The 20,116-nt window shown below is 41.1% G+C and carries 17 protein-coding genes; 16 read left to right on the forward strand and 1 reads right to left on the reverse strand.

The features are described from left to right. Window positions 1-255: 255 nt before the first annotated feature. Window positions 256-519, forward strand: coding sequence for a YolD-like family protein (locus ACH0BF_RS20520; protein WP_406910201.1), 264 nt, complete (start codon window positions 256-258; stop codon window positions 517-519). Between the two features lie 6 nt (window positions 520-525). Here the strand turns inward: ACH0BF_RS20520 and ACH0BF_RS20525 are convergent, their stop codons facing one another. After that, a complete protein-coding gene (locus ACH0BF_RS20525) occupies window positions 526-747 on the reverse strand; it encodes a helix-turn-helix transcriptional regulator (RefSeq protein ID WP_406910202.1) in 222 nt (73 codons plus the stop codon). 159 nt (window positions 748-906) lie between these two features. On the opposite strand from ACH0BF_RS20525, the gene ACH0BF_RS20530 reads away from it, so the two are divergent. The 15 genes from ACH0BF_RS20530 (at window position 907) to ACH0BF_RS20600 (ending at window position 20,005) form a co-directional block, all read left to right on the forward strand. After that, window positions 907-1,275 carry a hypothetical protein gene (locus tag ACH0BF_RS20530; protein WP_406910203.1) on the forward strand — a complete coding sequence of 123 codons (369 nt, stop codon included), beginning with the start codon at window positions 907-909 and terminating at the stop codon, window positions 1,273-1,275. A 772-nt stretch (window positions 1,276-2,047) separates the two neighbouring features. Next, complete coding sequence (locus tag ACH0BF_RS20535; protein WP_406910204.1) at window positions 2,048-2,803, forward strand: class I SAM-dependent methyltransferase; 756 nt, start codon at window positions 2,048-2,050, stop codon at window positions 2,801-2,803. Between the two features lie 688 nt (window positions 2,804-3,491). Then, entirely contained in the window at window positions 3,492-3,773 is a 282-nt protein-coding gene (locus ACH0BF_RS20540) for a heterocycloanthracin/sonorensin family bacteriocin (RefSeq protein ID WP_120036104.1), read from the forward strand. A gap of 149 nt (window positions 3,774-3,922) precedes the next feature. Then, entirely contained in the window at window positions 3,923-5,878 is a 1,956-nt protein-coding gene (locus tag ACH0BF_RS20545; RefSeq protein ID WP_406910205.1) for a putative thiazole-containing bacteriocin maturation protein, read from the forward strand. Then, a complete protein-coding gene (locus ACH0BF_RS20550; RefSeq protein ID WP_406910206.1) occupies window positions 5,875-7,821 on the forward strand; it encodes a TOMM precursor leader peptide-binding protein in 1,947 nt (648 codons plus the stop codon). Before ACH0BF_RS20545 ends, ACH0BF_RS20550 begins: the two co-directional genes overlap by 4 nt. 21 nt (window positions 7,822-7,842) lie before the next feature. After that, a complete protein-coding gene (locus ACH0BF_RS20555) occupies window positions 7,843-9,420 on the forward strand; it encodes a SagB family peptide dehydrogenase (RefSeq protein ID WP_406910207.1) in 1,578 nt (525 codons plus the stop codon). 500 nt (window positions 9,421-9,920) lie between these two features. Further along, entirely contained in the window at window positions 9,921-10,613 is a 693-nt protein-coding gene (locus tag ACH0BF_RS20560; protein ID WP_406910208.1) for a hypothetical protein, read from the forward strand. Between the two features lie 617 nt (window positions 10,614-11,230). Then, on the forward strand, window positions 11,231-11,758 hold the full coding sequence (locus ACH0BF_RS20565; RefSeq protein WP_120036109.1) for a YceI family protein: 528 nt from the start codon (window positions 11,231-11,233) through the stop codon (window positions 11,756-11,758). Between the two features lie 174 nt (window positions 11,759-11,932). After that, on the forward strand, window positions 11,933-12,916 hold the full coding sequence (locus tag ACH0BF_RS20570) for a ring-cleaving dioxygenase (protein ID WP_340851297.1): 984 nt from the start codon (window positions 11,933-11,935) through the stop codon (window positions 12,914-12,916). Between the two features lie 18 nt (window positions 12,917-12,934). Next, window positions 12,935-13,528, forward strand: coding sequence for an NADPH-dependent FMN reductase (locus ACH0BF_RS20575; protein ID WP_182917078.1), 594 nt, complete (start codon window positions 12,935-12,937; stop codon window positions 13,526-13,528). Between the two features lie 134 nt (window positions 13,529-13,662). Beyond that, entirely contained in the window at window positions 13,663-14,604 is a 942-nt protein-coding gene (locus tag ACH0BF_RS20580; protein WP_120036112.1) for a ring-cleaving dioxygenase, read from the forward strand. Between the two features lie 59 nt (window positions 14,605-14,663). Further along, a complete protein-coding gene (locus ACH0BF_RS20585; protein ID WP_340851295.1) occupies window positions 14,664-15,605 on the forward strand; it encodes a ring-cleaving dioxygenase in 942 nt (313 codons plus the stop codon). 51 nt (window positions 15,606-15,656) lie between these two features. Further along, entirely contained in the window at window positions 15,657-16,265 is a 609-nt protein-coding gene (locus ACH0BF_RS20590) for an alpha/beta hydrolase (protein WP_340851294.1), read from the forward strand. Window positions 16,266-16,939: 674 nt separating this feature from the next. Next, complete coding sequence (gene pruA, locus ACH0BF_RS20595; RefSeq protein WP_120036115.1) at window positions 16,940-18,571, forward strand: L-glutamate gamma-semialdehyde dehydrogenase; 1,632 nt, start codon at window positions 16,940-16,942, stop codon at window positions 18,569-18,571. Window positions 18,572-19,027: 456 nt separating this feature from the next. Then, window positions 19,028-20,005 (forward strand): M20/M25/M40 family metallo-hydrolase, encoded by a 978-nt coding sequence (locus ACH0BF_RS20600; protein ID WP_340851291.1) that lies wholly within the window; start codon window positions 19,028-19,030, stop codon window positions 20,003-20,005. The last annotated feature ends 111 nt before the right edge of the window (window positions 20,006-20,116 follow it).

A 20,116-nucleotide genomic window follows, 5' to 3' on the forward strand; every position in this document is an offset into this window, starting at 1 on the left:
CAGTTAGAATAAGGAATTGAGCAAAAATGATATAAAAGCCCTGACCCTCTAAACGAGAATTACATACATTATTGTAGGGGCGGATAAGTATTCCATTCCTTGCTAAGCTTTTAAATTCTCCTTTTTAAAGAAGCTCAAAATCTCTTTTGATGGGCTTCTTCTTTTTTGGAATAGAATATATGTTCTTGTTTTTGTTGAAATAAGAACATTCGTTCCGTATAATAGGAATATAAAGAAAATTAAGGAGGATACATAGTGGCCAAAGCTAAAAAGCAAACTAAACCCCAGCGCCCAGTTCGCGATGAATTTGAACTTGAGGAAATTGCATATCAATTAACAGAAGCTTTCACAGAGAAAACGGAAGTGGTGTTATCTGTTTGGAAAGTGGGTGAGCCAATTCAAGGAAAAGTTACAAAAATGGATGGTCAAACAAAACTGATCCATGTAGAAGAGAAGTATGGAGATGTTAAGAAGGTACCGTTTGTAGATATATTGGCAGTAAGTTCTGTTAGTGCGTAGCCCTTCTCATTTGAGAGGGGCTTTTTTCGTTTCCTCAGTGTATTCTCCTAAGTCATCCACAGAAATGCCAAAAAGTTTGGCTAGAATAAACGATTGTTTTAAATCAGGCTGAGTACCATTTCTTACCCACCTGGAGAAAGTTTGTTCTGACACTCCACAGCAGCTTGCTAAATATCTATGCTTTAATCCTTTTTCTTTAGCCCAGTAGCCAATTTTATTTCTAAACATCCGCTCTCACCTTCTTTAAATAACAATTCCACATAATATTCCAAGTTCCTGTTAAATTTCATGATGAAAAAGTTGAACAAAAATGTTCATAAAAAAGAAGAATTCTCATATCTTTTACAAAGACGTCAACAGACGTCATGAAGAAAGGGGAGGACGTCAATGGTTTATAGACCGACAGTCAGGTACCATTCAACATTCAAAAAGTATGTAGATGATCTTTTTTATGCAACGCACCTGGACCGCAATCAAATTATTCGAGCTGCTCTTTTTGCTGCAGCTCACTCTAAAGAATTTCACTCTATACTTCGCAGCAGTAAAAAGAAAGACGTCCCTCTCCCTCATCCTAAATGGTCGCTGGATCAGGCCGGCTTATGGAGAGAACAAAACCCGGATATTAAAGAGAAGGGGGAGGACGTCAATGCGTGTAATAGAAGAAAGACGTCAGGAGAGGAATCGGGACGAGAAAGGGAGATTTTTGCCCGAACTAGAAAAGCAGGAGGAGGTCTCACTATCCAGCTCCGTCCGTAAAATTAAATTGGTGAAAGTGAAAGGAACGTATGGCTCATACTATGTACAGACGAAATGGGTTTCTGAGGAAGAGAAGGATTTGCTGTGGGGTTTCGGCTTGTTAATGATCTTATCAATTATCTTTTAATAGTTTGATGCCGTTTTTGATGCCGTAACTCATATAATTCTATATTGTCTAGTGAACTTTTAAGGGGATAAACGATTAATTTATGCTTTTATAATAAGGGGAAGAACAGGTGATATTCTTTGGTATTGCCTTCTAATGTATGGGCGGCATGATGTAATAAGCCGCTTCATCCCTTGAGAGTTAAGGGTGTTATGTAAGATGAGAGTGGAATGCTAACATTTTGCTAACATAAAGGTTTTTAATAGAGGCTTCTCATGAGTTCGCTGAACTTATGGGGAGCTTCTTTTTTATTTCTTGCGTGGCGTGGAGATAGAAATTTTCGCGATGTGATCATCCGAGTGACCAAGCCTGTCCACCATTTGCTCGAGCCCTGCCCTTGTATTATATATGCCGGTTAAGAAGTAAAGAGGAAGCTCATTTTAAAGATGAGGATTAAAAGGCAGCAAATCTAGTTTGTGAATGGATAAACAGGGGCATTAATGAAGAAAGGAACTGCGTTTGCAGTTCCTTTTGTTATATCGCTATCGGGCAAATTAGTTAAGGAAGAAATATGCTAAAATACCTTGAAAAGAGTAGGTGATTTTATGAAATATACTATTTCGTCTCTATTTCTATACATCATCTCGCGGGGAAGAAGGTAGTGCTGTGAAAACAACAGGAATTTTTACCGACAAGGCCGATATATATGCGAAATATCGCCCTAGTTACCCTAATGAATATATTGATTATTTGTTTTCAGCTAGCCAGCTGAACCATGAGCGGATTGTGGCCGATATTGGCTCAGGTACCGGGATATTTAGCCGCCAGCTGCTGGAAAGAGGTTTAAATGTGATTGGAGTGGAGCCAAATGATGAAATGAGAAAGATGGCTGAGCAATCGTTAAAACGATATTCTCGTTTTAGATCAATAAAAGCAACTGCTGAACATACAACTGTGAAAGGGAAGAGTGTGGATTTAGTAACTGTTGCCCAGGCATTTCATTGGTTTGATAAAAAAGCATTCAAAATCGAATGTCAACGGATTTTAAAACAAAAGGCAAAGGTGGCTCTTGTTTGGAATAGCAGAGATTTAACTAACCCCATTATTAAAGAAAATGCGGAAATTTGCCAAAAGACCTGTTCAAATTTCAAAGGATTTAGCGGTGGCATAGAGGAAACTCCAGAAGTGTTTAATCGCTTTTTTAAGGATGGAAAGTATGAGTTCAAAAAGTATCAAAATGATGTATTTTTTGATTATGAAGGTTTTGTGGGAAGGAATTTATCAGCCTCCTATGCGCCGAAAAAAAATGACGAAGAGTATAAAAGGTTTGTTTTTCTCCTGTCAGAGTTATTCGAAAAATACAGCAAGAATGGAAAAATTGTTCTCCAAAACATAACGCAAAGCTATCTAGGAGGTGTTTAAACAACCAAAAATAAAGGGGATTTAATTGAAGTTCCTAGGTTAAACCATTTTTCTATTTAGACTCACTGCAAAACAATTATAAGTAGTGTGGATTGTCCACACTCAGTCGGACAACTTTCTTAAGGGACGACCGTTTATATTCAATCGGGCTTGCATCGCCTCGTTTCGATCGCTTTTCTTAATTGTAGGTGGCCATCATTTCTAGCAAATATAAATGGGTTGTCTAAGATTTAGGAATCAGCCAATAGTTTACGTAAAAGGATAGAAGCAGGAGAATAGAAAGATTATATTTTTAGGTGTTTTCAAGGCTCCCAGCTACTTTGGCTGGGGACCTTTTTCTGTTATATTTGATTGCTGATTTTCACTGCAGGCGAACGCTTTTCCCGCTGAAGCCGCAGCCTTATTAAACAAGGGTTCCGGAAAAATGGTGATTCGTAAGTTAACTTTAATCTGGATCAATGGGAGCCAGCTATTTCATTCGATGAACAAAATTTGTCGGCTTTACCCTTTCTATAAAATTAGGCTTCTGTATTAGTAACGATACCCATGTATTTTACATAATTTGTTGATGAGTGCTCGAAATACTAAATGCATCCATCCAGTATACAGTTCTTTTGCGATTTAACTTGGCTATTCCTGTTTCAAGTTTTTGGCACCTATTTAAATTTTGTTTGAGGAGGAAATGAAAATGAATGATTTCCAAAGTGAACTTCAAAGCTTGAATGTTGGTGATTTCCAAGCAACGCAGGCAATCCCTTGGGATCAAAATCAGTACTATACGGACCAGGATCGACAATTGGGTAGTTTTGGCCGATGCTCTAGTTGTTTTAGATGTTCTAGCTGTTTTAGATGCTTCAGCTGTTTTAGCTGTTTTAACTGCTTTAATTGCTTTAACTGTTTTAGATGCTTTAACTGCTTTAGTTGTTCTCGTTGCTCATCTTGCTCCAGATGTAGCGGCTGGGGAAGTTAATCGTTTAGTTTTTCATTTGAGAAAGTCCCCTGTATTGTTGCAGGGGACTTTCAATATAGGATAAGACATAACGGACAAATTGCTGTACATACGATGATAGTGGCAGTGATAATGAACAACTATGCTCATAAGGGGTAAGGAGGATAGAGATGGCAAATTTGAACCCTTCTATGCGTCTGAAAGTAAAAAGGGACACGTTTTATCTCCCTGAACCAAATAGAGGTGTGTATTTTCGAAACAACTTAAGTTCCTTCCGTATCGAAGGTAGTGGGATCGATCAATGGGTTGAAAAATTGTTGCCGATGTTCAATGGGGAGTATACGTTAGGACAGTTGACTAACGAATTGCCTGGCCCCTACCGGGATCGAGTATATGAAATTGCAGAAGTACTGTATGAAAATGAGTATGTTTGTGATGTAAGCCAGGACCTTCCGCATCAATTGTCGGATGATCATCTTAAAAGGTATGCATCTCAAATTGAATTTGTGGACAATTTAGTTGGTTCTGGGGCAGCCCGTTTTCAAGTTTTTCGTCAGGCCAAAGTGCTGGCAGTTGGCTCTGGTCCTATTTTAAATTCATTGGTTTCTTCTTTGATTGAATCGGGTTTGACTAAGATCCAAGTGCTAATCACAGACGAGGTGTCCACCAACAGACAGAGGCTAAAGGAACTCGTGGAACATGCGCGAAAAAAAGACCCAGCGGTTGACTTAAAGGAGGTTCCGCAAAAGAAGGAGAGTTGGCAAGAAATAGTGAAGCCTTTTGATTCCATTTTGTATGTGAGTCAGGAGGGAGAAGTAGAGGAACTTAGACATCTTCATAAAGTTTGCAGGGAAGAGAAGAAAATGTTTCTCCCTGCCATATGCCTGCAGCAGGTAGGTTTAGCAGGGCCATTAGTACATCCGGATTCCGAGGGATGTTGGGAGTCAGCCTGGCGCCGTTTACACCATTCTGTCTTATTCAAGGATAAGCAATTCCCTTCCTTCTCTGCCATCCTGGGGTCGTTGTTAGCTAATGTGGTCGTATTTGAACTGTTTAAAGAGATTACAGGAGTTACAGGATTGGAACAGAATAATAGGATTTTTCTTCTGAATTTGGATACATTGGAGGGAAACTGGCATCCGTTTCTGCCTCATCCACTTATAACGAGCGATATATTCGCTGAATGGGTTGAAGATATTGAAAACCGACTCCAGACAGGTTTGGAGAAAGTTGAGCCAGGTAAATTACTTCTTTATTTTAACCAGTTGACATCAGAGGAATCGGGAATCTTCCATATGTGGGAGGAGGGAGATTTAAAGCAGCTTCCGTTAGCTCAGTGTCGTGTTCAGGTAGTCGACCCGCTGTCAGAGGGACCAGCAGAGTTGATGCAAGACATCGTCTGTTCGGGTTTGACTCATGAAGAGGCGCGAAGAGAAGTAGGACTAACTGGGATTGAAGCGTATGTGTCGCGAATGGTCAGTTTGGCCGTGAAGACTCTGCCGCTAAATAAACATGTTGATGGAGTTTTAGTAGCATCTGAGGAAATTGTCGGGGTTGGAGCTGGTGAATCGTTTGTGGAAGGTGTAGGCCGCGGGTTACAGAAGTGTTTGGCTGAGGAGCTTAACAAGCAACAACTTAATCAGAAGTATGCTGTCTCTCCAGTACATTTAAGTTTTATAGAAGATGAAAGATGCCGATTCTATTTAGAGGCATTGACTACAATGCAGGGAGCACCCGTTATCGGAGCAGGGAAGGAAGTATCCGGTTTTCCTGTAGTATGGGTAGGTACGAAAGATGGATGGTATGGGCGTGCAGATTTAAATATAACTATGGCGTTACGGGGGGCATTACAGCAGGCACTTATCAGAGTGCAAAACAAATCGGATTCCTCTAATGAACTAGCCTGTGAAGTAACGTCCGTATTTTTGGAAGAAAAAACGCCAGTTAGTCTTAGTATCCCTGCGTGTGAAGAGAGGATACAAGCCGACATCCTACAAGGAGCCATGGAAACATTGAAACGGAATGGAAAACGGGTCCTAGTATTCGAATTAGTGCTTGAATCTGTTTTTAAAGAGCAACTAGACGGAGTGTTTGGTGTTTTGCTGAGAGAGGAGGAGTCACAATGAGTTCCTTCATATTGATTGTCGGGGAAGGGATGTTGGCGGAACTCGTAAGTGATGAACTGTTAGCACACCACCAAGTTATTCGCAAGTCCAATTTAGAGGAAGAAGTTCCGGAAAATATGGATTTGGCCCTTTTTTTGGATGATGGTTGGGAACCCTCTGTTCATCGAAAGGCGGAAGAAGTGTTACGAAAGACTGGTACTCCCTGGCTCAGAGGCTTCATTTCATTTGGAGAAGGTGTAATTGGTCCGCTTGTACGGCCCAATGCAGCCGGTTGCTCTCAATGTGCGGACATGAGACGTCTCATGGGAGGACGTGACCGTACAGAGATGTGGGAGGCACAACAGAAGTCGGCTGTGGCCGGAGGGATGGGAAGTGACCCGTGGGCTTCAAGTACCGGACTTTTACAAATGGCTTACCTGATCGGGGGTGAGGTCCAGAATGTATTACAAGGTAATCAGGCTTATTCGGAAGGGAAGGTATACCTAATTGACTTGAAAACATTGAAGGGCTCATGGCATTCTTTTCTGCCCAACCCGCTATGTCCGGTCTGTGGTCGATTACCCGATGATTCAAAGAGATTAGCCCGAATTTCGCTGCAGCCAAGCCCGAAAATCAGTTCCAGCAGTTTCCGCTGCCGCCCGTTGGATGAGATGAAAAAAGTTATTGTCAAAGACTATCTGGATAATCGTACTGGCCTTTTGAATAGTAAAATGTATGACCTAGTGCCTCCATTTGCTGATGCGAGTGTCAATCTGCCTATGTTAGCCGGAGATGAGGGGACAGCTGGACGGACTCATTCCTACGCAGAAAGTGTGTTGACAGCCATTTTAGAGGGATTGGAGCGGCACTGCGGTTTAGAGCCACGTGGCAAACGAACAGTGATACATGACAGTTTCCGTAACCTGGAAAATCAAGCGCTTAATCCATTAAAGGTAGGTGTACACGCAAAGGAACAATATGCGCAGCCTGGTTTTCCATTTAAATCGTTTGATCCTGACCGATCCATTAATTGGGTATGGGGATATTCGTTATTAGAAGAGCGTCCAATTCTCGTACCTGAGCTCCTTGCTTATTACAGTGTTGGATGTGGATCACAAGGTTTCATCTATGAAACTTCCAATGGCTGTGCGCTAGGAGGAAGTTTAGAAGAGGCCATTTTCTATGGAATTATGGAAGTGGTCGAGCGTGATTCATTCCTGATGACTTGGTACGCGAAGCTGAATCTTCCGCGCCTGGATCCTTTTACAGCTGACGACCAGGAGTTGAGCTTAATGCTCGAACGGATGCGAGCCGTCGCTGGATATGATTTGTATTTGTATAACTCCACCATGGAACATGGTATTCCAAGTATTTGGGCAATGGCTAAAAATAGAAAGGAAAAGGGATTGAATCTCATCTGTGCAGCTGGAGCCCATCTTGATCCGGTACGGGCGGTGAAAAGCGCGGTTCACGAGCTTGCTGGCATGATGCTGACCCTTGATGAACAATTTGAGGCGAACCGGAAGGAGTACGAAAGAATGCTGCATGATTCTTCCTTGGTGAGGCAGATGGATGACCACGGCATGCTTTACGGTTTGCCGCAAGCAGAAGAGCGATTAAGTTTTTTACTTGACAACAATGGCCCCATGCGGACTTTTAAAGAGGAGTTTAAGTGGAAGTCGAATCATACGGATCTGACCGATGATTTGCAAGACATCCTTCAGGTGTTCCGTCAGTTAAATCTTGATGTAATTATAGTAGACCAGTCGACTCCAGAAACGATGCGAAATAAATTGTATTGCGTAAAAGTACTGATTCCGGGGATGTTACCGATGACATTCGGGCATCACCTTACCCGCCTGACAGGGCTTGAGAGGGTACTCCGAGTCCCTATGGATCTTGGGTATACGAATAAACCATTGACACCAGAACAACTCAATCCATATCCGCATCCATTTCCTTAAGCAGTGATTAGGAGGTAGAGGATGAATCTGGAAGAATTTCTGCACAACCTTCATTTTAATGTTGATAAGGCAAATCAGCCGAACTGGGAAGTGGATTGGGAGGATGCCCCTCTTGCATATAAACTCTACCGTGGACTACCGGTTATTCCGTTGTCTGCGGAAGTGCCGCTAACACTTATTAGAGGAGAACCTCCCGTAAGACTGGACCTTAATAAAGTCGGTCATTTTCTCTGGTATGTGTTCGGTTTCACTCAATTGAGTCAATCCGTCTCTCCAATGGATTCCACAGAGCAAGGTTCCTACCCTTTGCAGTCGTACCGGCGGTTTGCTCCTTCTGGTGGGGCGCTGTATCCCAACGAATTGTACGTGTATTTGAAGATAGAGGGAATCCCTGATGGCGTCTACCATTATGATGTAGCACACCATAGCCTGGTATTGCTGCGGGAAGGGAATTTCGATTCCTATTTATCTAGAGCTCTGGGCAATCGGTGTGATATCTCCTCGTGTTTTGGTGTTGTCTTTGTGTCGACAATGTTCTGGAAAAATTTCTTTAAATACAACAACTTTGCGTATCGGCTCCAAGGGCTGGATGCTGGTGTGCTAATTGGACAGTTAATGGAGGTAGCGAAAAGGTTTGGCTTCGCCTCAGGTGTGTATTTTCAATTTCTTGATACCGCAATCAATCATCTGCTTGGACTATCGGAACTGGAGGAGAGTGTATATAGTGTAATCCCGCTATCGGTGGAAGCAACCCTCTGGTCTACTAGCGGAAGGGACCTATACAAAAATGTTATATCGGAGGAATTGAAACAAGAGCTGCCAGCCATTCAACCGGAACATTTCGAGCAGTCGCTTAGTGTCAAAGAATATCCGATGATAACTGCGATGAATGAAGCTTCTAGGCTGGATTCCACATGGTCATTTCGGGTGATAGAGGGGAGGGCAATGACTGAACGTGTGGAGTGCACGGTGGCATTGCCTCATATAAAGCCCCTGTCGTATGATCTGGCCGAGGCCTGCGGAAACCGATTTTCTCCCGACATGGATTTCGTTTTAGGGAAAGTGAGTCAAGAACAACTGGCCACCCTTCTCTTGGAGGCAACGGCTTCTTTCTCATACAGAAATGATTTGGATGAAGCATATAGGAGTAACGGCCCTCGTGTAACAATTTACGGCTGTTTATATAACGTCGAAGGGATTGCAAGTGGGTCGTACTATTATGACAGCGCAAAGCACATGTTAAGAGAAATATGCCCTGGAGACCATCGACTCCATTTGCAGACTGGAATGTCTCTGGATAATGTGAATTTGCTCCAAGTGCCACTTTGCCTGCATGTGGCTGGTGATAAGGAATTCTATAAAACAGAACTAGGATACAGGGGGTATCGAATCCAGCAGATGGAAGCAGGCATGCTCGTGCAACGATTGCTTTTGGCTGCATCAGCTCTCGGAATGGGAGGACACCCACTTCTCGGATTTGACGCGAATTTGAGTGATGAACTCTATAAGATGGACCAACAAGGAAAGACCAGTTTAATCCAAATACCTATTGGCCCCTATCGCCCTCGTCCTTGGCTGAGGGGAAGTCTGCACAGCTAATTTAGGGGGAAAAGCTATTTATCTTGTGAGGGTTAAGTAAGGTGAGAGGGCTAACATAAAGTTTTTTAAAGGAGGCTTCTCATCAGTTCAATGAACTTGTGGGAGGCTTCTTTTTTCATTTCTTGGATGATGTAAGGGTACACATCTTTTGTAATTTGATCAGCAGGAGGCCATGATTTATTCGAGTGAGACATCGGCCTTGGCAAAAAGCGAAGTATGTGTATGCTTTATGTTGACTTAGCATTTAAATCTGCCACTCTGTTTTAAGAAGTTCTAATAACAATGGGATAACTATTAAGCGTTCAATGACTTCACACCAGTGAAAGACAAGAAGAGTGATTAGGTGTTATCTCATACCGGCATCATTACAGCCACTGGACAACACATACAACGTGGGTTTAAAGGAAATGGAAGTATACTTCTGGAAAGTTAATTGACGAATGTCTTCCATATATAACTTATATTGCTTAAAATAAAGTGAAAAATAGGGAGATCGTCATATGAAAAAGAAGTATGCCTTATGTTCGATAGTAACGACTCTTTTATTAGGGGCGTGTACAGGAATGAATAAGGCAGATAAGAATATAAACAGGACAATAGATAAAGCGGTAGCAATCCAGGCGGATGGAGAGCGGTCAGCACATCCCGCAGTCCAAGATTATTATACCCGGACTTTCCTCGTTTCTGATAGAGAAGCCGAAAAAGGATTTTATGAGATGAGAACATGGATAGATGCCTATTCTATTCTTATCCCTGCTGAAGCTACATTGGATGAGACCTATTACATGAAACGCGGACAGTCATGGGAGCAATTCCTTTTTTCGTGGATTGACGAGGAGACAAACATCTCGTATGGGGTCCAGGGACAATTCGAAGATGGAAGTTCAGAGGAGTCTGGCTTGAGGCGTTTGACGAGATATATGAATTTCAAAGATGAGTATGAGAAATCGGAGGACGATCATCATATTTATTATTATGGCAAGCTGATTACTGAAGTGGGCGGCAAAGACGGCAAGGAAAAGGTTCCTGTCTATTCATACCTTGGGTTCATAAAAGATAAAGGCAGCAGTAAAACATTGTCGCTCATTTATGAGCATAATTGCAGCGATTGGACCAACATATGTGAAGCGGATACGAAGGAGATCGAAGAGCACTTTTGGCATTTGGTAAAAAATGTAAAATTTGACGACTAGTTTTGTTATGGAAAAGGGAATGGCGTAAGGAAAAAGTTTTAAGTCTTTCATATATCCCGAAGCAGAGCATTATTCAGGAATCGTCATTATTTTTAGTAATGTGTTTCAATTGAATAGTTTAAATCAAACAGGCCTTCCATTCATTCAGTTGATGAAAGGCTTTTTTTGACTATCCGTATGTTTATTGGAGATACTGATGAATAGTGATATAACCTTCTTGTTATATATCAAAAAGGTTCTCGAAAAACTATCTAATATGTGGTGATTGAATCAGTATATTGCAGGATTTTGCTACATACTATGTAAAGTTATATAAGCGTTACATGAGAGTATCATCGGCACATAACTTTTTCTATTTTAATCGGTGCTTGGACACAAGCGTTTGATGAAGGAATAAATGCCATAACGAAAAAGGTTGAAAAATTTTTATAATAATCTTTTCAAACATGTTGACACACATATCTTTTATGTGTTAAATTTATCTCGAATTAAAGATAATTTAATTTGAGATAAATTATTTCAAGATAGCTTAGTTGAAGATAATGGTTGCTTTCTCGACTTTATTTTTGAAAGAATACCTTAACTTAAAAAACATATACTCAAGGGGGAATTTTATAATGGCAAAATTTACAGTGGATCAATCACACTCTAGTATTGGGTTTGAAGTAAAACATATGATGGTGTCAAAAGTGAAAGGGAATTTTGACGCTTACACGGCAGAAGTAGAAGCAGCCGATTTAACAGACTTAACAACAGCTGATATTGCTTTTACGTTTGATGTGGCAAGTATTAATACTCGCTCGGAAGATCGCGATAACCACTTGAAATCAGGAGATTTCTTTGATGCAGAAGCATACCCGTCGATTACGTTCAAATCAACAAATATCTCAAAAGACGGCGATGACTATAAAGTAACCGGCGACCTAACCATTAAGGACGTGACAAAGCCAGTAACATTCGATGTTGAATTTGGTGGAAAAGGTACCAACCCATGGGGAGTAGAGGTTTACGGTTTTGAAGCATCGACAAAAATTAACCGTGAAGAATTTGGACTCACATGGAATGCGGCACTTGAAACAGGTGGCGTATTAGTCGGAAAAGATATCAAGATTACAGTGGAATTAGAAGTTAATCCACAAGCTTAAGTTCATGCATATGTGGGAGGCACTCTATTGAATCTATACCAGCTTAGAGGTATAGATTCAATAGAACTCTCTATACTATAGGAATGACAAGCTTTTACAATAAAAAGAGAGCAAAGAGCTTTATTTTTTTATCAATTATCTCGAATTCGAGATAGTTATAGGAGGTAATCAATAATGAACGAATTAAAAGGAGTACACCATGTTACTGCCATTACAAGCAGCGCAGAAAAAATTTATGACTTCTTTACGTATACACTTGGCTTACGGTTGGTAAAGAAAACGGTCAACCAGGATGACATCCAAACATATCACTTGTTTTTTGCCGATGATGCAGGGAGCCCGGGTACAGACATGACGTTTTTCGATTTTCCTGGCATTCCAAAAGGAATCCATGGAAACAATGAAATATCAAAAACCTCTTTCCGGGTACCAGCTGATGAAGCGTTAGATTATTGGGTGAAGCGATTTGATAAATATGATGTAAAACATAACGGGATTCAAGAGCAATTTGGTAAAAAGGTGTTGTCTTTTGTGGATTTTGATGACCAGCAATATCAACTGATCTCAGACGAACAAAATGAGGGAGTGGCTTCCGGGACACCATGGCAAAAAGGGCCAGTTCCTCTGGAGTATGCTATTACGGGATTGGGGCCTGTCTTTGTGCGAACAGCTTATTTTGATTATTTCAAGGAAGTACTGGAAAAAGTATTTCATATGAAGGAAGTGGCACAGGAAGGATCATTCCACTTATTTGAAATGGGGGAAGGCGGCAACGGTGCGCAGGTTATTATGGAGCACAATACCGTTTTACCTCAAGCACGCCAAGGATTTGGCACAGTTCACCATGCGGCATTCCGGGTGGATGAACGGGCAGACCTAGAGTCATGGCAACAGCGGTTAGCTGGATTTAACCTTCCTAATTCTGGCTATGTAGAACGCTATTATTTTGGCTCGTTATATACAAACGTTGCCCCTTCCATTCTCTTTGAACTAGCAACGGATGGCCCTGGTTTTATGGGAGACGAACCTTATGAAACACTTGGAGAAAAGTTATCTTTGCCGCCGTTCTTTGAAGAGAAACGTGAAAAAATTGAGTCACTCGTACGGCCAATTAATACCGTGCGTAGTACAAAGAACTTTGAGAAAGAATACTTGTAAGGAAGGGAAAGAAGCCACATGGGATTTTTAACTAAATTATTCGGCTCACAATCAAAGGAGGAACCATCAATGACTACAATAAATATCGGTATTATTTTAGGATCCACTCGTGAAGGACGTGTCAGTCCACAAGTAGGTGCCTGGGTAAAGGAAATAGCGGACAAACGCGGGGATGCAAATTATACAGTGATCGATATCGCAGATTACAAATTACCCCTACTAGGTGAACCAGGTGCCGACGCTTCAGGAGCGGCTGCATGGTCAGAGATCATTGCGAAACAAGACGGATTTGTATTTATTGTACAAGAATACAACCACTCAATAACAGGCGCGCTTAAGAATGCATTAGACTATTTACGTGAGGAATGGAATAACAAAGCTGCTGGTATCGTTTCTTACGGTTCAGTAGGCGGTGCTCGGGCAGCAGAACATTTACGTGGAATTTTAGGTGAATTATTAGTAGCGGACGTGCGTGTTCATCCAGCATTGTCACTATTCACTGATTTTGAAAACGGCACAGAGTTCAAACCAAAAGAGGTACAAGAAAGCTCAGTAAACCAAATGTTAGATCAAGTGATTCCTTGGGCCACTGCTTTAAAGACCATTCGTTAATTAAGATACACCATGTGCATGGTGACATGCACATGGTGTTATATAGTATGAAGACTGTGCAAATCGATATCAAGTGTATTGAAGGATGTGCTCAGTCGTTGTACGCCATTTTATAAAGGAATGGGTGAAGGGAAATGGAAAAAATCGCAGGGCATCATCATATTTCCATGATCACAAAAAATGCAAAAGAAACGAATGATTTTTATCAACATGTTCTTGGTTTACGCAGGGTAAAAGTATCTGTTAATCAAGATGATCCATCGATGTATCATTTGTTTTACGGAGATTTAACGGGAAGTCCAGGAACAGGGTTAACATTTTTTGAAATGCCGATGGCTGGCCGCACCCATCGAGGGACCAATGCGATTACCAGGATTGGTTTGCTAGTACCATCCATTGAAAGTCTTATGTATTGGAAAGAGCGTTTCGCTTTGTTTGGAGTGGAACATGGAGACATAACAACTTATGCAGGAAGAGACGCTCTTCATTTTGAAGATCGGGAAGGGCTCCGCATGGTGTTGTTAAATAATAACGGAGAACCTGTTCCTGATCATTGGAAGGAATGGAAGGATTCTGATGCTGAACAACGGCATCGCATTCTTGGAATGGGTCCGGTGGAAATAACTGTTCATTCTTTAAATCATTTGTCTAGCACGTTAGAAAATATTTTTGGGTATGCACTGTTATCACGCACGGATAAACAAGCCATTTATCAGTCGATGGCAGGTCAATCATTTGGAGAGATTGTCATTATCGAACAAGAGGGACCTAATGAAAAGCCGGGCAGAGGAAGTGTTCACCATTTAGCGATTCGTGTGAAAAATAGAGAGGAGTTGCGATTATGGGAGAAGCGCATCAAGGATTCGGGCTTTGCCATTATAAAAACAGCTGACAGATATTATTTTGAAAGTATTTATTTCAAGGAACACAACGGAATTTTGTTTGAATTAGCAACTGATGGGCCAGGCTTTACTGCTGATTCCTCTATTAAAGAGTTAGGAAAAACACTCGATTTGCCTCCATTTTTAGAATCAAAACGCGGTGAAATTGAGGCGAAATTGGAACCTATTGAATAAATTTTATGTACCAGTAAGAAAACAAGTACAAACCAACGAATAAATGGGAGAGAGAAAAGATGAAAAAACAGACAGCAGGGATTCATCACATTACTGCAATTGTAGGGCATCCACAAGAAAATATTGACTTTTATGCAGGCATATTGGGCTTGCGTCTTGTTAAACAAACCGTGAACTTCGATGATCCAGAAACATACCACTTATATTTTGGGAATGAAGGTGGCAAGCCAGGAACCATTATTACATTTTTCCCTTGGGCAGATGCATATAGAGGGCGTATAGGCGACGGACAGGTTGGGGTGACAACTTATGTTGTTCCTCCGGGTTCATTAGATTTCTGGAAGGACCGATTCACTAAGTTTGATATAGACTACACAATAGCAGAACGATTTGGTGAAGCATATGTACAATTTGAAGATCCACATGGTTTACAACTTGAAGTTGTAGAACGTGAAGGGGGAGAAGAAAACGGTTGGACATTCGGCAACATTACAAAAGACGTTGCCATTAAAGGCTTTGGGGGAGCGATCCTCTATTCAAGTCGCCCTCAAGAGACTCAAGCAACGTTAGTTGATGTAATGGGACTGGAAGTAGTGGGGACAGAAGGAAACTATACACGTTTTAAATCGACAGCAGATATTGGCAATATCATTGACTTGAAAATGACAACAGGTGTCCGAGGAAAAATGGGAGTGGGGACAGTACACCATATCGCATGGCGGGCAAAGGATGATCATGATCATTTGGAATGGCAAGGCTACGCGATGGATAAAGGCCAACATGTAACAGAAATTAAAGACCGTAACTATTTTAATGCGATTTACTTCCGCGAATCAGGGGAAATCTTGTTCGAGATCGCGACAGACCCTCCAGGCTTCGCCCACGATGAAACATATGAAACGATGGGCAGTCATCTTATGCTGCCATCACAATATGAATCGTTCCGTGACCGTTTAGAGAAATCACTAATTCCTATTCATGTGCGTCCATTGGATGAGTGAAATAGAAGGGATCTATTAAATAGACAAACACACTAGAAATGAGGTCATAAAATGAAACATATTTTTCGATTAGGAGAAAAACCAGATAAACCCGTCTTGCTTTTATTGCACGGTACAGGTGGAGATGAACATGGGTTATTGGCATTGGCAGAAATCGTTGATCCGGAGGCTTCTGTACTAAGTGTACGAGGGAACGTATTAGAAAATGGAATGCCGCGTTTCTTTAGAAGATTAGCTGAAGGTGTATTTGATGAAGAGGACCTAATTTTTCGTACAAATGAGCTGAATGATTTCTTAGATGAAGCAGCTAAAGAATACGAATTTGATCGTCAAAATATTATTGCCATCGGTTATTCAAATGGTGCCAATATCGCAGCAAGCTTGTTATTTCATCATGCAAATTCTTTAAAAGCAGCGGTATTGCACCATCCTATGGTACCGAGACGGGGAATCGATCTCCCCAATTTATCAGGAAAGAAAGTATTTATAGCAGCTGGAACAAATGATCCGATTTGTCCACAACAAGAGTCCATAGAGCTTCAACAATTATTAGAAAGTGCCCAGGCATCAGTCACTGTGCACTGGGAAAATCATGGTCATCAATTAACTATGAGCGAAGTGGAAACGGCTAAACAATGGTATGAGCAAGTTTGGAAATGAAGAGAAATCGTATTGTGATAGATATCATAGTACCTTGATATAATGAGGTTAGAGGCGAATGCTCACTTTTTTAACGAGAACTTGCTTCTTAAAAGGGCCTTTCATCTGTTTAAGAAACTGGTGAGAGGCCTTTTTTCTATGTTAGCGTTCATGTAAGCCTCACATGTCTATAGGCCCCGTAGACTGCTGAATCTCCCTTGTTTTAAGGGATGTTCTGATCAATATCTGCTTTTTAACAAACGAGTTAGCCGCGTTTCAATTAGTTGGGTGATTTTAGTTCAAAAGTTCTATTGATCTTTATGCGATTATCGGGCTATTTTATTGAATAGTTAGTGTTATGTAGAAAGGACAGAATGTGGTGTAACTCTGTTCAGATTTAGTGGTAATATCTGCATAACAGGTACATGTCCATCTTCGAAATAAAGATTGGTAGAAGTCCCGGCCTGAGCATAAAGTTAAACTATTAATAAAGAGGGCGCAGCCCCGGCTATTCAGGCTCGAAATACCTATCAATAACATAGAAGGGACTACTACTTATGAAAAATGCAATATATTATATATTTGTGAGCAACAAAAAGGGCAAAGAGCAGAAAAGTATGTTATAATTTGTCGATGAAAGCTGTAATTTCACTACTAAAGCAACAAAGTTTCTTAACAGGAAGGAATGTGAAAGAATGAGTAACGGAATTTTCAAAATCCCAACACCTACAAATGAGCCTGGCAATACATATGCTCCAGGTACAAAGGAAAGGGAAACGTTAAAGGCAGAATTAAAACGCCAATCTGATATCGTTGTTGATATCCCTGTAATCATTAATGGCGAAGATAGAAAGACAGATACAGTGAAGCAAGTAGTTATGCCACATGATCATCAACATGTTCTAGCAAACTATTCACAAGCTGGAGAAAAAGAATTACGTGATGCTGTAGAAGCGGCAATGGCTGCAAAAGAAGCATGGGCAAATATGCCATGGGAACACCGTGCAGCTATCTTCTTAAAAGCAGCTGACTTAATCTCTGGTCCATACCGTGACCTAATGAATGCTGCTACGATGCTCGGACAATCCAAAACAGCTATTCAAGCTGAAATTGATTCTGCTCAAGAGTTAATCGATTTCTTACGTTTTGGCGTTGATTATGCTAATCAAATCTATCAAATTCAACCAGCAAGCATGAAAAATGTTTGGAATCGTACAGACTACCGTCCATTAGATGGTTTTGTACTAGCCATTTCTCCATTTAACTTCTCAGCAATCGGCGGGAACTTACCAGCAGCTCCTGCAATGATGGGGAACGTAGTTGTTTGGAAACCAGCAACAACTTCTTTATTAGCAAACTACTACTTTATGCGTATTCTAGAAGAAGCAGGATTACCAAAAGGCGTAATCAACTTCGTACCTTCTCGTGGTTCACAAGTATCTGAAGTAGTATTAACAGATTCTCGTATGGCTGGATTCCACTTTACCGGATCAACAAGCACGTTCCAGACAATTTGGAAAACAGTTGGAGAAAATATCGCAAACTATCAATCTTACCCTCGTCTAATTGGGGAAACAGGCGGTAAAGACTTTGTTTTCGCTCACGAAAGTGCACAAGCAGACAAAGTGGTAGCTAGCCTTGCTCGTGGAGCATTTGAATACCAAGGTCAAAAATGTTCTGCAGCTTCCCGTGCTTACATTCCAGCTAGCATGTGGGAAGAAGTAAAAGCAGGTTTAGTAGAAGAAGTTGCGAAACTTAAAGTTGGGGATGTTCGTGACTTCCGTAACTTCATGGGTGCAGTAATTGATAAACCAGCATTTGATTCCATCACAAGCTATATCGAATATGCAAAAGGTTCGGAAGAAGCGGAAATTATTGCTGGTGGCACGTATGATGATTCTGTTGGTTATTTCGTTCAACCAACAATCATTGTGACAACAAATCCAAACTTCAAAACAATGACAGAAGAAATTTTTGGACCAGTCCTAACGATCTATGTATACGAAAATGAGCAATTAGAAGAAACATTACATGCTGTTGATACAGCTTCTATGTACGCATTGACAGGTTCAATCTTTGCACAAGATCGCCAAGCAATTCAGTATTTAGAAAACCGCTTATCTGGCGCAGCTGGTAACTTCTATATCAATGACAAACCAACTGGTGCGATGATTAACCAACAACCATTTGGTGGTTCTCGTGGATCTGGTACAAACGATAAAGCAGGTTCTGTCTTTAACATGATTCGTTGGACAAGCCCTCGCGTGATCAAAGAAAACTTTGCACCAACTACAGATGTTGCTTATCCATTTATGGATGAAGAATAATATAAATGCAAAAGAGGCTGAGCCATTTTGGCTCAGCCTCTTTTTTATGCATTTTACTCTATCTTCTATCTCCAGCATAAGCGGTTATCATCTCCTTTCCTAGACAAAACAAATGGATCAAAAGCTTTATATGATTGTTCTAGCATATAAGCTGTCCCTTATGCCAACTAACGGGGAAGCCAGCTTTTTATATGGCTATTGTTTTGTTTTTATTTTATCCTCCGTTCAAAAATATGGTTCACTGAATTAATCATTTTCTTGAATACTGGTTTTGTTGTGATATATGAAGGGGCTGTCAGGCTGATCAGATTAAGCCATTAATGGACATGAGAAGGATATGATTAAGAAGTGGGATGATTCCATTTTTTCTAAATTATATAACAAAAGTATTGCATGTTTGTATGGAGGTTGAAATACTATAAGTAGACTATGAATTGGAGAATAGGAGAGGTGGAAATGAAAAATCGTTTTTATTTACCCATCGTCATGATCGTTCTACTGTTACTTGGTGCTGTCGGAAGCGCCTCAGCTTCTACTGTCACATATCATCCATCCCTTGTTCATAAGACGGGGAAGTTGGCTTATGAACATACCAAATATTTAACCTACAAAATTGGCAGCCGTGTAGCCGGTACAGCAAAAGAAGCAGAGGCAAGGGATTATGTGGAGAGCCAGTTTAAAAGAATGGGATATAATACGACTGTTCAACCGTTTTCTTACACGAGAAGAGGGGTGGAGTACCATTCATCCAATGTGATTGCTTATAAAAAAGGGAAGTCCAGTAAGGAAGTCATTGTAGGAGCCCATTACGATTCAGTTGCAGCCGGGAAAGGTTCGGATGACAATGCTTCTGGTATTGGTGTCATGCTGGAAACAGCTGAAGTATTAAAAAATATCAAGACCCCTTATTCCGTGAAATTCATTGCTTTCGGTGCAGAAGAGGCAGGATTGAAAGGTTCAACCTATTATGCTGGCCAAATGACAGAACAGGAGATTCATCATACAGTCGGAATGATTAATTTGGATAGTTTAGCTGTTGGTGATCATATGTATGTCTATGGCAACCTAGGGGATAAAGGCTTTATCCGCGACCAGGCTCTCAAAATCGCCGGAAAGAAAAAGCTGGATATTGGCACCAATCCGGGGGTAAACCCAGAGTATCCAGCAGGGACAACGGGAGATTGGAGTGACCATGCGCCATTTAATGAACTGGGCATCCCGTATGCTTACTTTGAATCAACGAACTGGGAAATCGGAGACATGGATGGTTATACTCAAACTGTCAAGCATGGCGGTGTATGGCATACTTCAAATGACACGTTAGATTTCATTGAAAGAGAGTTTCCTGGAAGGGTAGAGGAACACCTAAAGACATTCAGTCAGGCTTTGACCGAGCTTGTAAAGTTTTTCGGCGAGACAAGTACTGCGAAGTAAATATTAAACAATGAAAAAGCCAAGGGTGCGTAGACGGGACTGACCCCTATTTTTGAGACAGGGATCAAAACACCTTTAAGCAGCCAGCTGCCGATATTTGACCGGTGGCTG

This window comes from Pseudobacillus sp. 179-B 2D1 NHS (assembly GCF_045370945.1).
Classification (GTDB): Bacteria; Bacillota; Bacilli; order Bacillales; family Domibacillaceae; genus Pseudobacillus.